At 69.2% G+C, this 14,015-nt stretch carries 10 protein-coding genes; 8 read left to right on the top strand and 2 right to left on the bottom strand.

The genetic code is table 11. The features are described from left to right. Positions 1-82: 82 nt before the first annotated feature. The 7 genes from JL37_RS26645 to JL37_RS26615 all read left to right on the top strand — a co-directional run bounded on the left by JL37_RS26645 (position 83) and on the right by JL37_RS26615 (position 10,561). Positions 83-1,621, top strand: coding sequence for an amino acid permease (locus JL37_RS26645; protein WP_043548016.1), 1,539 nt, complete (start codon positions 83-85; stop codon positions 1,619-1,621). 119 nt (positions 1,622-1,740) lie between these two features. Beyond that, positions 1,741-2,529, top strand: coding sequence for a putative hydro-lyase (locus JL37_RS26640; RefSeq protein WP_043548014.1), 789 nt, complete (start codon positions 1,741-1,743; stop codon positions 2,527-2,529). 102 nt (positions 2,530-2,631) lie between these two features. Then, a complete protein-coding gene (locus JL37_RS26635) occupies positions 2,632-3,540 on the top strand; it encodes a LysR family transcriptional regulator (protein WP_052097611.1) in 909 nt (302 codons plus the stop codon). Between the two features lie 163 nt (positions 3,541-3,703). Then, positions 3,704-5,032 (top strand): MFS transporter, encoded by a 1,329-nt coding sequence (locus tag JL37_RS26630; RefSeq protein WP_081955222.1) that lies wholly within the window; start codon positions 3,704-3,706, stop codon positions 5,030-5,032. Positions 5,033-5,225: 193 nt separating this feature from the next. Next, entirely contained in the window at positions 5,226-5,927 is a 702-nt protein-coding gene (gene imuA, locus JL37_RS26625) for a translesion DNA synthesis-associated protein ImuA (protein WP_043548013.1), read from the top strand. Beyond that, positions 5,857-7,326: a DNA polymerase Y family protein gene (locus tag JL37_RS26620; protein WP_043548011.1), complete on the top strand. Its 1,470-nt coding sequence runs from the start codon at positions 5,857-5,859 to the stop codon at positions 7,324-7,326. Before imuA ends, JL37_RS26620 begins: the two co-directional genes overlap by 71 nt. A gap of 16 nt (positions 7,327-7,342) precedes the next feature. After that, positions 7,343-10,561: an error-prone DNA polymerase gene (locus tag JL37_RS26615; RefSeq protein ID WP_043548010.1), complete on the top strand. Its 3,219-nt coding sequence runs from the start codon at positions 7,343-7,345 to the stop codon at positions 10,559-10,561. Between the two features lie 16 nt (positions 10,562-10,577). Here the strand turns inward: JL37_RS26615 and JL37_RS26610 are convergent, their stop codons facing one another. After that, a complete protein-coding gene (locus JL37_RS26610; protein WP_043548009.1) occupies positions 10,578-11,843 on the bottom strand; it encodes an SGNH/GDSL hydrolase family protein in 1,266 nt (421 codons plus the stop codon). Between the two features lie 101 nt (positions 11,844-11,944). Between JL37_RS26610 and JL37_RS26605 the strand changes: the two genes are divergently transcribed. Continuing rightward, complete coding sequence (locus tag JL37_RS26605; RefSeq protein ID WP_043548008.1) at positions 11,945-12,880, top strand: LysR family transcriptional regulator; 936 nt, start codon at positions 11,945-11,947, stop codon at positions 12,878-12,880. Here JL37_RS26605 and JL37_RS26600 read toward each other — a convergent pair. After that, on the bottom strand, positions 12,847-13,989 hold the full coding sequence (locus tag JL37_RS26600; protein WP_043548007.1) for a YgeY family selenium metabolism-linked hydrolase: 1,143 nt from the start codon (positions 13,987-13,989) through the stop codon (positions 12,847-12,849). The two genes, JL37_RS26605 and JL37_RS26600, sit on opposite strands and share 34 nt — an antisense overlap. Positions 13,990-14,015: the final 26 nt, after the last annotated feature.

Raw genomic sequence — 14,015 nt, 5'->3', positions numbered from 1 at the left:
GGCTTGCGCGGCATTGCCTGGCGGGCAGGCCCGCATGCCCGTGCCTGATGGTCCGCCACCGCGGCAACCTCCTACCCCAGCAATGCAAACTCCGACGACAGAATCCGGCGCCACGCCTGCCGGCCAGAACCAGCTGCATCGCGTGCTCAAGGCACGCCACCTCACGATGATAGCGTTGGGCGGAGCCATCGGCACCGGCCTGTTCGTCGCCTCCGGCGCCGCCATCGCCCAGGCCGGGCCGGGCGGCGCCCTGCTGGTCTACCTGGCGATCGGGCTGATGGTCTATTTCATCATGACCAGCCTGGGCGAACTGGCGACCTTCATGCCCGTATCGGGATCCTTCTGCACCTACGCATCGCGCTATGTGGACCAGGGCTTCGGCTTCGCGCTGGGCTGGAATTTCTGGATCAGCTGGGCCACGGTCGTGGCGGTGGACGTGGTGGCCGCGCAACTGGTCATGGCCTATTGGTTCCCCGATACGCCCGGCTGGATATGGAGCGTGGCCTTCCTGGCCCTGACCTTCGGCCTGAACGCGTTTTCGGCGCGCAGCTTCGGCGAGGCCGAGTACTGGTTCGCCATCATCAAGGTCGCCGCCGTGCTGTGCTTCATCGGCGTCGGGCTGGCGATGCTGGCGGGCATCATCCATGGCGGGGTGCCCGTGGGCCTGGAAAACTGGAAGGTGGGCGACGCGCCCTTCGTGGGCAACGCGGCCACCTGGGTCGGCGTGGCCATGGTGGTGGCCTATTCCTTCCAGGGCACCGAACTGGTGGCCGTGGCGGCCGGCGAATCCGAGAATCCGCGGCGCAACGTGCCGCGCGCGATCAACCACGTGTTCTGGCGCATCCTGCTGTTCTATGTGCTGGCCATCCTGATCATCGGCCTGCTGCTGCCCTATACCGACCCGCAGCTGCTGCGCAACGAAGTCGAGGACATCGCCGTCAGCCCCTTCACCCTGGTGTTCCAACATGCGGGGCTGCTGTCGGCGGCCACGGTGATGAACGCGGTCATCCTGACCTCGGTGCTGTCCGCCGGCAACTCGGGCATGTACGCCGCGACGCGGATGCTGTTCAACATGGCGGTCGAGGGCCAGGCTCCCGCCCTCTTCAAGCGCCTGACCCGCAACGGCGTGCCGCTCTTCGCGCTGCTGGCGACGGCGCTGCTGGCCTGCCTGTGCCTCTTCAGCCTGGTGTACAGTCCGAAGGCGGTCTACATCTGGCTGCTGAACTTCGCAGGCATGACCGAGTTCATCGTATGGTTGAGCATCGCGGTCAGCCACTACCGCTTCCGGCAGGGCTATGTGAAGCACGGCTACGACACCGCCGACCTGCCCTACAAGGCTGGCCTGTTCCCTTTCGGCCCGCTGCTCGCCTTCGTCCTGTGCCTGCTGGTCACTCTGGGCCAGAATTACCAGGCATTCCTGGAAGAGCGCATCGACTGGATCGGCGTCGTCTCCACCTACCTGGCAATTCCGCTGTTCCTCGCCCTGTGGCTCGGCCACCGGCTGGTGCGCAAATCGCACTGGATCCGCTACGAAGACATGCGCTTCTACGGCCTGGACCTGGGGCGCGAGGCCGGCGCGCAAGCGGCCTCGTCCGCTTCTCCGTCCGCGCTTGCACGGTAGCGGCCTGCGAGGCGCCGATAAAAAAAGCTGATAGCGCCTATTCAAAATCACAGTTGGCGGCGCCCGCCCGGGCGCACCCATAATCGCATCTGGCAGACACGCACGCAGGAGTGCTCCAGATGAAATACGCGGGACAAAGCGGCTACGAGGCGCGCCAGCTCATACGCGCCGGCCGGCACGTGGGACAGACATCCGGCATGGCGCCGGGCTTCGTGCAGGCGAACCTGGCGGTGCTCCCCGCCGCACAGGCCAACGACTTCCTGCGGTTCTGCGTCCGCAATCCGAAACCATGCCCCCTACTCGGCCATTCCGAACCCGGGGACTGGCGCCTGCCCGCGCTGGGCCGCGACATCGACATCCGCACCGACCTTCCCAGCTACCGCGTCTGGCGCGATGGCCGGATCGCGGCCGAGACCGGCGACATCACGCCGTATTGGCGCGACGACCTGGTGGCGTTCCTGCTGGGCTGCTCCTTCTCGTTCGAGGCCCCGCTGCTGGACGCCGGCCTCACCTTGCACCATCACGAGCTGGGCACGGACGTTCCGGTCTACCGCAGCTCGATCCCAACTGTGCCGGCAGGCCCGTTCCACGGTCCCATGGTGGTGTCCATGCGCTCTTTCAAGCCCGCGGACGCCATACGGGCCGTGCAGATCACTTCGCGCATGCCCGGGGTGCATGGCGCACCCGTGCACATAGGCTTGCCCGAGAGCATCGGCATCCATGACCTGGACCTGCCCGACTACGGCTCGCCCGTGCCCGTGCCCGCCGGCGAACTGCCCGTTTTCTGGGCTTGCGGCATCACGCCGCAAGCGGTGGTGGAAGCCGCCAAGCTCGAATTCTGCATCACGCATACGCCGGCGCACATGCTGGTCACGGACCTGCGCATCGCCGATCTGTCGGTGCTCTAGGACGGGAACCGCTCCCCTGAGCGAAGCATCGCGGGGATTTCCCGTGCCGCTGATGTACGGTAAGGTCATTGCCCGCCGCCCATCATCAGCCACGAGATCCCCATGCGCGATTTACGCAACTTCGAGACGTTCTACTGGGTCGCCCGCTCGGGCGGTTTCCGCGCGGCCGCCATCAAGCTGCACACGACGCAGCCCGCGGTCTCGGCGCGCATCGCGCAGCTGGAACAGGAGCTGGGCGTCAACCTGTTCGATCCGAACAACCGGCGCGCTTCGCTGACCGCGCGCGGATCCATGCTGCTGACGTACGTCGAACGCATCCTCCGCCTGAAAGACGAAATGATCAGTGCGGTCGCGGATCCCACCGCCATGCGCGGCAAGTTCACCATCGGCGTCTCGGAAACCCTGGTGTACACCTGGCTGTCCGACCTGATCGAAAGCATCAGCACCGATTTCCCCAATATCACTATCGATCTGTCCGTGGACACCACGCCGGAGATCACGCGCAGACTGCTTGCCCTGGACGTCGACCTGGCCTTGATGGCCGAGCCCCTGGAGCACGCCAACGCCTGTTCGGAAAAGCTCTGTTCGTATCCGTTCCGCTTCATCGCCGCGCCGCGCTTCGCGCGGGCCTGCGACACGCCCGAGGACGAGGTCGCGCTGTTCTCGCAGCAGCCGGTCATCACCTACCCCGCTTCCACCGTCACCTCGGCCGCGCTTGAAGTCAATGTGTGCAAGACGCTGGAACTGGCCGACATCAGGCTATGGGGCATGGCATCCATCCACACGATCGTGGACATGGTCAAGGCTGGCCACGGCGTCGGCGCGCTCTCGCCCGTGAACGTGAAAAAAGAACTCGACGCGGGTAGCCTGGTGATTCTGGATTCGCGCGTCAAGCTGCCCGATTTCGCATTCCACGCCGTTTATCTCACCGGCGCCAACGCGCATTTGAAACAGTCTATCTGCACACGCGCGCACCTCGCCGCCAACGCCTACGGGCAAGGCCCGGAGTAATCGCCATTTCTGATCTTGGCGATAAAAAAACACAGTCACCCCGGTGAATCATGGCGCGGCATAATGGCTGCGCAGCCCACCAAGGACGGGAGCACAGCCTACCCGCCGGCCATGCATCAACAAGGGGAATGACCATGTTTCACTTCATCGTGAAGGCTTGCATATGAGCGATCGCATCCTGACCGCGCCGCTCGTCGACGCAGCCGCTCCATCATCGGGCGCCGCCGTCTACGGCAAGATTGCCCGGCGCATCCTTCCATTTCTCATCGTCTGCTATCTGCTTGCCTATCTGGACCGTGTGAACATCGGCTTCGCCAAGCTGCGCATGCTGCAGGATCTCTCGTTCACGGAGGCGGCCTACGGCCTGGGCGCCGGCCTGTTCTTCATCGGCTACCTGCTCTTCGAAGCTCCCAGCAATGTGCTGATGATGAAGATCGGCGCGAAGAAAACCATCATGCGCATCATGGTGCTGTGGGGCGTGATCTCCATGGGCTTCGCCTTCGTGCAAACGCCGATGCAGTTCTACATCCTGCGGTTCCTGCTGGGAGTGGCCGAGGCCGGCTTCTATCCCGGCATCATCCTGTACCTCACGTTCTGGTTTCCGTCCCGCCACCGCGGCAAGATGCTCGCCCTGTTCGTGACCGCCATTCCCCTGTCGGGCGTCGTCGGCGGCCCCCTGTCGGGCTGGATTCTGCAAAGCATGGACCAGGCCCACGGCTTTGCAGGATGGCAATGGCTGTTCCTCATCGAAGGCCTGCCCTCGGTTTTGCTGGGGCTGGCCGTGCCGTGGTTCCTGACCGACAGCCCCCAGCACGCCAAGTGGCTTTCGGACGATGAAAAGCGCAGCGTGCAGGCCGATCTGGACGCCGATGCCCGGCGCAAGACGCAAGAAGGCGGCGATCATTCATCCATCCTCGCCATGCTGGCCGATCGCCGCGTGTGGACCATGGTGGCGCTGTGCATCTGCCAGGCCATCGGCATCTACGGCGTATCGTTCTGGCTGCCGTCCCTGGTCAGCGGCCTGGGCTACCAGGATGTGCTGCAGGTCGGGCTGATTTCCGCCGCGCCGTTCGGCGCCGCCGCCATCGCCTTGAACCTGGTGGGCCGCAGCTCCGACCGCCGCCTGGAACGCCGCTGGCACCTGATCGGGGCATTCCTGGTGGGCGCCGCGGGCCTGGTCGCCAGCGTCTGGCTGCACGGCACGCCGATCGCCTCCCTGGTCGCGCTCACCGTGGCGACGGCGGGCGTCTATTCCGCCACCACCATGATGTGGATGCTGCCCAGCCTCTTCCTGAACGGCGTCGGCATGGCGGCCGCCATCGGCGTGATCAATTCCATAGGTGGCCTGGGCGGCTTTGTCAGCCCCTACGTGATCGGCCTGATCAAGGATTCCACGCAAAGCACCAGCGGCGGCATTTACTTCATCGCCGTCGTGGCGGTGATCGGCGCGGTGTTGACCTACCGCTTGCCCAAGAGCCTGGTGAACCGCTGAACGGCCTGGGGGACGGGCGCGGAATCCGTCCCTCATTCAGAGGAATTCCGCAGGTTCCGCACCTGCGGGACACGAAGGGACGGCGCCCCCTGGCGCTACCGGTTTTTTTGGCGAATACTGTATATTCATACAGTTATAATTCGGCTTCGGCCTTTCTTATTCGCCTTTTCGGAAACCGGCTAGCCCGCCCGCCATGCAGTCCCCTGAACGCATCCATCCCGCGCTATGGCGCGCCACCCAATTGGCCCAGGGCGCCGCCCGCAGCCTGCCCACCGGCCATGCCGCCCTGTCGGCCGAGCTGCCCGATGGCGGCTGGCCGCTGGGCTCGCTGATCGAGCTGCTGGCGCCGCATCCCGGCATCGGGGAAATCCGTTTGCTGCGCCCGGCGCTGGCCCAGCTGGAAACCCGCCGCGCCATCGCGCTGGTGCAGCCGCCGCACGCGCCCCATATCGCCAGCTGGATGAGCTGGCGGCTGGATCCTCGCCAACTGCTCTGGGTCGCCCCCGAAAAACCCGCCGACACGCTGTGGGCCGCCGAACAGATCCTGAAGAACGGCAGCTGCGGGGCGCTCATCTGCTGGCTGCCCCGCGTGCGCCCCGAATCCCTGCGCCGCCTGCACCTGGCCGCCCAGGCCAGCGACCTGCTGTTCATCGCCGTGCGTCCTTCCGGGGCCGCGCAGAACGCCACCCCCGCCCCGTTGCGGCTGGCGCTGGCGCCCGCTCCGGGGGGCTTGTCCATCCATATCCTCAAGCGCCGGGGGCCCGTCTGCGACACGCCGCTGTATGTGGGCCTGGAGCCCGGCGCCCTTGAAACACCCGCCCGCCATGCGCCTCTGGATCGCCGCCTGCCTGCGCTGCCTGCCGCTGGACGCCATACGCCCGCACTGGCCGCATGAGGAGCAGGCGTTCGCCGTTCTGGACCAGGAACGCGTCGCCGCCCTCACTCCCGCCGCCCGCCGGGCCGGCGTCAGGCCCGGCATGCGCCGCGCCGGCGCGGCCGCCATCGCGCCCGAGGTCGAATTGCTGGCCCGCGACGCCCAGGCCGAGGCCGACACCCTGCAGGGCGCGGCCCTGGCCCTGCTGCAATACACGCCCGAAGTCGCCCTGGCCGGCGACGACACCGTGCTGCTGAACGTCGGCGCCAGCCTGATGTTCTTCCGCGGCCCGCGGGCCCTGGGCCGCCGGGTGGCCGCCACGCTGCGCGCGCTGGACCTGCGCGTCACGCTGGGCATGGCCCCCACCGCCATGGGCGCCTGGCTGCTCGCTCACTGCCCAGGCCGGCGCGTCCCCCGGCGCACCCTGGCGCTGCCCACGCTGACCCGGCGGCTGGACGCCCTGCCTCTGGCGCTGCTGCCCCAGGCACAGGCGCGCCTGGACTGGCTGACCGACATCGGCTGCCATACCCTGGCGGACCTGCGCGCCCTGCCTCGCGCCGGCCTGCAACGGCGCAGCGCGCCCGAACTGCTGCAGGCCCTGGACGCCGCCTACGGCCTCGCGCCCGAACTCCACCGCTGGATCGAACCGCCGCCCCAGTTCGCGCGGCGCATCGAACTCATGGACTACATGGAGCACACCGACGCGGTGCTGGCGGTGGCGCGCCGGCTGGCCGAACAGCTCAGCGGCTGGCTCGCCGCCCGGCAACTGGCGGTGCGGCGCGTGGTGCTCAGCATGGAGCACGAACGCGGCCGCCACGCCCGGCCGCCCGCCGAGCTTGAACTGGCGCTGGCGCAGCCGGTCTGGCAGGCGCAGCAGATCCTGAACCTGCTGCGGGAAAAACTGGCCCGCTATACGCTGGAAGCGCCCGTGATCGCCGTCGCGCTGCTGGCGCCGGACACGGTGGAGCAGCCCGCGGCCAGCACCACCCTGTTCCCTGAACCCGGCGGCACCGCCGACGACCACGCCAGGCTGCTGGACCTGCTGGTGGCGCGGCTGGGCCGCGGCCAGGTGCGCCATGCCTGTCCAGTTCCCGACCACCGCCCCGAGGCCGCCAACGCCTGGGGCGACACGCAGGCTTCCGCACCCCGTCCCGTCCCCTTGCCCGCCATGCTGGACCGGCCCTTCTGGCTGCTGGATCCGCCGCTGCCCCTGAAGCTGTCCGGCCATCGCCCGCAATACGGCGGCCAGGCGCTGCGGCTGATGCGCGGCCCCGAACGCATCGAAAGCGGCTGGTGGGATCCAGCCCTGACCGTGCGCGACTACTTCGTCGCCGAAGACGCTGCCGCCGCGCGCTACTGGATCTACCGCGAGCGCGACGCGGAACACGCCCGCTGGTTCCTGCACGGACTCTACGCCTAGGACCCGCTCACGCCATATGGACGACGATCTCTCCGGCGCCTCCGCCCTGGCACTGCCCGGCTACGCCGAGCTGCAATGCCAGTCCAACTTCTCTTTCCTGCAAGGGGCTTCGCACCCCGAGGAACTGGTCGCGCACGCCGCCGCGCTGGGCTACGCGGCGCTGGCCATCACCGATGAATGCTCGCTGGCGGGCGTGGTCCGCGCCCACGTCGAAGCCAAGGCCCTGAAGCTGCCGCTTCTCATCGGCGCCACCTTCCAGCTGCGCGCCGCGCCCGACGCCGCGCCGCTGGGCCTGACCCTGCTGGCGCAGACCCGCGAAGGCTACGGCAACCTGTCGGAACTGATCACGCTGGCGCGCACCCGCGCGCCCAAGGGCGAGTACCGGCTGGCCCCCGAAGACCTCACCCATCCGCCCGCGGGCTACGCCCACCTGCGCCACCTGCCCGAATGCCTGGCCATCCTGAGCCCCGCCTACGGCACCGACGCCGACCGCATGGCGGAGCAGGCGCGCTGGCTGGCGCGCGCCTTTCCCCGCCGCGCCTGGGTGGGGCTGACCCTGCTGCACCGGTCCCGCGACGACCTGCACCGCGCCGCGGTCCTCCATGCCGCCCAAGCCGCCAGGCTGCCCGTCGTGGCGCTGGGCCAGGTGCAGATGCACCTGCGCTCGCGCAAGCCGCTGCACGACACGCTGACCGGCATCCGCACCCGCCAGCCCGTGTCCCAATGCGGCTACGAGCTGGCCGGCAACGCCGAACAGCACCTGCGCACGCGCATGCGGCTGGCCAGCCTCTACCCGCCGGATGCTCTGGCCCAGACGCTGGTGGTGGCCCGCCGCTGCGCGTTCTCGCTGGAGGAATTGCGCTACGAATACCCGGACGAGATCGTTCCGCGCGGCCACACGCCCGCCACCTATCTGCCCCAGAAAACGCAGGCCGGGGCCGACCGCCGCTTCCCCGCCGGCGTTCCGCCCGAGGTGGCCGCCCAGATCGAAAAGGAACTGGCCCTGATCGCCGAGCTGCGCTACGAGGCCTATTTCCTGACCGTCTACGACATCGTCCAGCACGCCCGCAGCGTCGGCATCCTGTGCCAGGGCCGCGGGTCCGCCGCCAACTCCGCGGTCTGCTACTGCCTGGGCATCACCGAAGTGGATCCGGCGCGCGGCAACAGCCTGTTCGAGCGCTTCATCAGCAAAGAGCGCAACGAGCCGCCCGACATCGACGTGGACTTCGAGCACCAGCGCCGCGAAGAGGTCATCCAGTACATCTACGATAAATACGGCCGGGATCGCGCCGCGCTGACAGCCGTGGTCATTTCCTACCGGCCGCGCAGCGTGCTGCGCGATACCGGCCGCGCCCTGGGCGTGGACCCGGGCGTCATCGACGCCGTGGCCCGCGCCCACCAATGGTGGGATGGCAAAAAGGAAATGCTGCGCACGCTGGGCGCCTGCGGGCTGGATCCCGAATCCCAGGTGGCGCGCCAATGGGCTGCCCTGGCCCAGACCCTGATGGGCTTTCCGCGTCACCTGTCGCAGCATCCGGGCGGCTTCGTGATTTCGCGCGGCAAGCTCTCGCGCCTGGTGCCCATCGAGAACGCCGCCATGGAAGACCGCAGCGTCGTGCAATGGGACAAGGACGACCTGGATTCGCTGGGGCTGCTGAAAGTGGACGTGCTGGCGCTGGGCATGCTGTCGGCGCTGCGCCGCACCCTGGAACTGGCCGGCCAGCGCCGCGGCCAGCCCTTGCGCCTGCAGGACATCCCCAAGGAAGACGATCCCACCTACGACATGATCTGCGACGCCGACACCATAGGCGTGTTCCAGATCGAATCGCGCGCGCAGATGACCATGCTGCCGCGCCTGCGGCCCCGTGAATACTACGACCTGGTGGTGCAGGTGGCCATCGTGCGGCCCGGCCCCATCCAGGGCGGCATGGTCCACCCCTACCTGCGCCGCCGCCAGGGCAAGGAAGACGAAACCTATCCCAGCCCGCAAGTGAAAGGCGTGCTCAGCCGCACCATGGGCGTGCCCATCTTCCAGGAACAGGTCATGCAGATCGCCGTGGTGGCCGCGGGCTTCACGCCCGGCGAATCCGACCAGTTGCGCCGCTCCATGGCGGCCTGGAAGCGCAAGGGCGGCGTGGACAAATACCGCGAGAAGCTGGTGGGCGGCCTGCTGAAGAACGGCTATGCGCTGGAATTCGCCGAAGCGCTGTTCCGGCAGATCGAGGGCTTCGGCGAATACGGTTTCCCCGAAAGCCACGCCGCCAGCTTCGCCCTGCTGGCATATTCCAGTTCATGGCTCAAGCGGCACGAGCCCGAAGCCTTCCTGGCCGCCCTGCTCAACTCCCAGCCCATGGGCTTCTACGCTCCCGCCCAACTCGTGCAGGACGCCCGCCGCCACGGCGTCTGCGTGCTGCCTCCCGACGTCACGGTCAGCGGCTGGGATTCGGCGCTGGAAACGCTGCCAGCCGGGCACCCTGGCGCTCGGCGCGCCGCGCATCCGCACGCGCCTGCGGCGGACGCCCCCCGGCCCGCCGTCAGGCTGGGGCTGGGCCTGATCCAGGGCATGCGCGAGGACACGGCGCGGCGCATCGAGGCCGCGCGCGCCGCGTCACCCTTTGCCGACACCGGCGACCTGGCCCGGCGCGCCGCGCTCACGCGCCACGACCTGAACGCCCTGGCCGCCGGCGACGCCCTGCGCACCCTGGCGGGCCACCGCCGCCAAGCCAGCTGGGAGGCCGCCGCCAGCGTGCAGAGCCGCGACCTGCTGCGCGACGCCGCCATCGTCGAAACCGCCACGCCCCGGCTCTCCGCTCCCTCGGAAAGCCAGGCCGTCGCGGCCGACTACCGCAGCGTGGGGCTGACCTTGCGCAGCCATCCCGTGGCGCTGCTGCGCCCGCAACTGGCGGCCCGCAACTTCCAGCCCGCATCGGTCCTCAACGGCTACCCCGACAAGCGCGTGGCGCGCGCCTGCGGCATCGTCACCGTGCGCCAGCGCCCGCAAACCTCAAAAGGGGTGATCTTCGTGACGTTGGAAGACGAGACCGGCCCCGTCAACGTGGTCGTGCGTCCGGAGCTGATAGAGCGTCAGCGGCGCGAACTGCTGGGAGCCGCGTTGCTCGGCGTCTACGGCTCCTGGCAAAGCGTGGACGGCGTGCGCCACCTGATCGCGCAGCGGCTGGTGGACCTGTCCGGCCTGCTGGGAGGCCTGGCCACGCACAGCCGCAACTTCCATTGACGCGGCCGCCCGCCGCTCAACGGCCGAACAGCGTCGCCAGGTCCAGCGCCTGCGCCATGGCCTGGTAGCCTGCGTCGCTGGGGTGCAGATGGTCGCCCGAATCGTAGGCCGGCAGCAGGCGCGCGGGATGGGCGGGATCGCGCAGCACCGCGTCGAAATCCACCACCGCATCGAACGCGCCGCTCTCGCGGATCCAGCGGTTCACCTCAAGCCGCACCGCGTCCTTCGCCGGGCTGTAGTGGCCCGACAGCGGCGTGCCGTGCAGCGAGCCTTCAAACGGCGCGATGGTGCCTCCCACGATGCGCACGCCGCGCGCGCGCGCGGCCTCCGTCAGTTGGCGGTAGCCCTCGGCCAGCCGGGCCGCCGTCATGGGAGCGTCGTCTGGCGCGAAGGCGCTGTCCGGCCAGCCGATGTCGTTGATGCCCATCATCATCACCACCGTGCGCACGCCGGGCTGCGACAACACGTCCGCGTCGAAGCGCGCCATCGCGTTCACGCCCATCTTGTCGCCCCAGACGCGCGCGCCCGAAATCCCGGCGTTCACCACGCCCACGCCTTGCGGCGCCAGGCGGCGGGCCAGGAAGTCCGGCCAGCGGCGGTTCGCCCCGGGCGTGGATCCGTTGCCGTCGGTCAGCGAATCGCCGAAGGCCGCCACCACCGGCGCGGGCGCGGGGCGCTCCACCCACACGCCCACCAGGAAGGCCCGGCCTTCCAGCGCCTCTGCGCCGGGCAGGTCCGCCGCCGCGACCGCGTCGCCGGAAACCAGCGCCCCGCTCTGCTGTGCGCCCCAGTGGAAGGTCGTGACGGGCGTGGCGCCGGGGAAATACGTGCTGACGGCCAGCTCGCCCAGGGCGGGCACGGCCAGCTCCACCGGGTCGCTGACCGCCTGCGCCCCGGGCGCCACGGTCACGCCGGGGCGGCCGCCGAACGCCAGCGCCCGATCGGAGCGCTGGTCTATCGCCGCGCCGCCGGCGGACAGCGCCACATGGGCCGCGCCGATCACCAGCGGCCGCGTGCCGTAGCGGTTGGACAGCACCACCCTCAGGCGCCGGCCGCCCAGGCTGAGCATGAGCGTTTCGCGCAGGGTCTGGCCATGCAGTTCGGCGGGCATGCCCGTAGGCAGCACGAAGGAGTCTTCCCACAGAGGCTGCGGGCTGGCGAACCAGGAAGCGGCCCAGGCGGGTAGCGGGGAGCCAGCCTGGACGGCGGGCCGGGCCGCGGCGGCGGACAGGGACAATACGGCGGACGAAGCCAGGGCAAGCAAGGTGAAGCGGCGGTTCATGACGACTCCTGAAAGTAAGACAGTGACGTCACGATAGGTTCTTCACGATTCCACCGGTAGCACCGTAAACTGCATACAGCTTCTTCCAAAAAGGAATGACCATGGACACCCTGCGCGCTATGCGCTCCTTCGTCCGCGCTGTGGAACTGGGGACCCTGTCGGCCGCCGCGCGCGAACAGGGCCTGAGCCAGCCCGCCCTGAGCAAGATCGTCGCCGCGCTGGAAAAGGACCTGAACGTGCGGCTGCTGGAACGCAGCACCACGCGCGTCGTGCCCACGGAGCAAGGCAAGCGCTTCTACGAACGCGCCACCCGGGTGCTGGAGGAATACTCCGAAGCCGTGGCCGATGTCCGCGGCCAGACCGAAAAGCCGGCCGGGTTCCTGCGCATCAACGCCCCGGTGGCGCTGGGCCAGTTCCGGCTGAACGCCCTGGTCCGGCAGTTCCTGGACGAGCACCCCGATATCCAGGTCGAGCTGATCCTGAACGACCGCTACGTGGACCTGGTGGAAGAAGGCGTGGACGTGGCCTTGCGGCTGGGCGGCAACCTGCCGCCCAACGCCATCGCCCGCAGGGCGGCGCAGTCGCCCCGCTACCTGGTGGCCGCGCCCTCGTATCTGGCCGAGCGCGGCAAGCCGCGCGCGCCGCGAGACCTGGCCGCCCACGACTACGTGTGCTTCGCATGGCTGGCCGCCGGCGACACCCTGGAACTGCACCAGGGCGCCACCCGCGCCACGGTCCAGACGCAGGGGCGCTTCCGTGTGAACAATGCCCTGGCCATCCGGGAAAGCCTGGCCATGGGCGCGGGCATCGGGCTATGCCCCGCCTGGCTGGTGCAGGACCTGGTGGCCGGCGGGCAGTTGCTGCGCGTGCTGCCCAAATGGAACGCCACGCCGCAGGAAGCCTTCCTGGTCTACCCGTCGCGCCGCTACCAGCCGCTGCGGGCGCGCCTGCTGATCGACTTCCTGGCCGATCGGCTGGCGCGTCTGCCCGGCATGCAGGCGCCTCAGCCGCAGACCGCGCGCACCAGGTTGCGGTAGATGTCGCGGGCGCCCTCCAGTTGCTCCAGCGCGATGGATTCGTCGATCGTGTGGGCGTCCTCTTCGTTGCCCGGCCCCAATCCTATCGTCGGGATGCCGCGGCGCCCCGCGGACTCCGAGCCATTGGTGCAGAACGCCCAGCTGCCCACCCGCGGCTCCCTGCCGCTGGCGCCCACCGCCTCGCGCGCGGCCCGCAGCAGCTCCGCGTCCGCATCGCAGCGCCATCCCGGCAGCCAGCGCGGCGGCGTGGCGTGCTGGCCGGTGTAGGTTTCCACCCGGCCCTCGCTTACCGCCAGCGTGAAATCGGATAGCCCGTGGCTGGCCAGGTGCGCCCGTATCTGCGCCAGCACGTCCTCCAGGCTTTCGCCCGACACGGTGCGCCGGTCGAACCGTATCGTCGCCGTGAGCGGAATCATGGAGATCGACGGATAGGGATGCGACACGATGTCGGTCGGCACCAGCAGCGCCTGCCCCAGCGCCTCGTCGCTTGGCAGCGGCAAGCTTTCCAGCGCGGTCAGCGCCCGCGCCGCCGCGTGCAGCGGATTGACGCCGATGTGCGGCGTGGCGGCGTGCGCCGGCTTGCCGTGGAAGGTCAGCAGCAGCTCCACCCGCCCCTTCTGCCCGGCCTTGATCTGGAGTTTCGAGGGCTCGCAGATCACCACCGCCCGCGGCGAGCAGGCGTCGAGCACCGAGGCCAGCGCATGGCCCTCGATGACTTCCTCCAGCACGCTGGCCGACACGGCCACGCGGCGCTTCAAGCCTGCCTGCGCGGCCTCCGCGACGCCGCAGATCGCCGCCGCGATGCCGCCCTTCATGTCGGTGCTGCCGCGCCCGTACAGCCGGCCGCCGCGGATCTCGCCGCCGAACGGGTCGAAACGCCAGTCCCCCGTCACGGGAACCACGTCCATGTGCCCGTCAAAGAGCAAGGCCACGTCCGCGTCCCCCGGCCCGATCAGGCCCAGCACCGAGCCATTGGCGTCGGTCGTGACCGAGTCGAAGCCGGCTGCGCGCATGGTCTCGGCCATCAGGGCTGCCATGCCGCCTTCCCGGCCTGAAAGGCTGGGGATGCGCACCATCGCCTGTGTCAGCGCCACTACGTCCAAACTCATCATCATTCCTCGCAAAGGCGGCGGGC

It is taken from the genome of Achromobacter sp. RTa (assembly GCF_000757485.1).
Classification (GTDB): domain Bacteria; phylum Pseudomonadota; class Gammaproteobacteria; order Burkholderiales; family Burkholderiaceae_B; genus Achromobacter.
The sequence above is the reverse complement of the archived record's forward strand: the minus strand, read 5'-3'. Positions and strand labels throughout refer to the sequence as shown.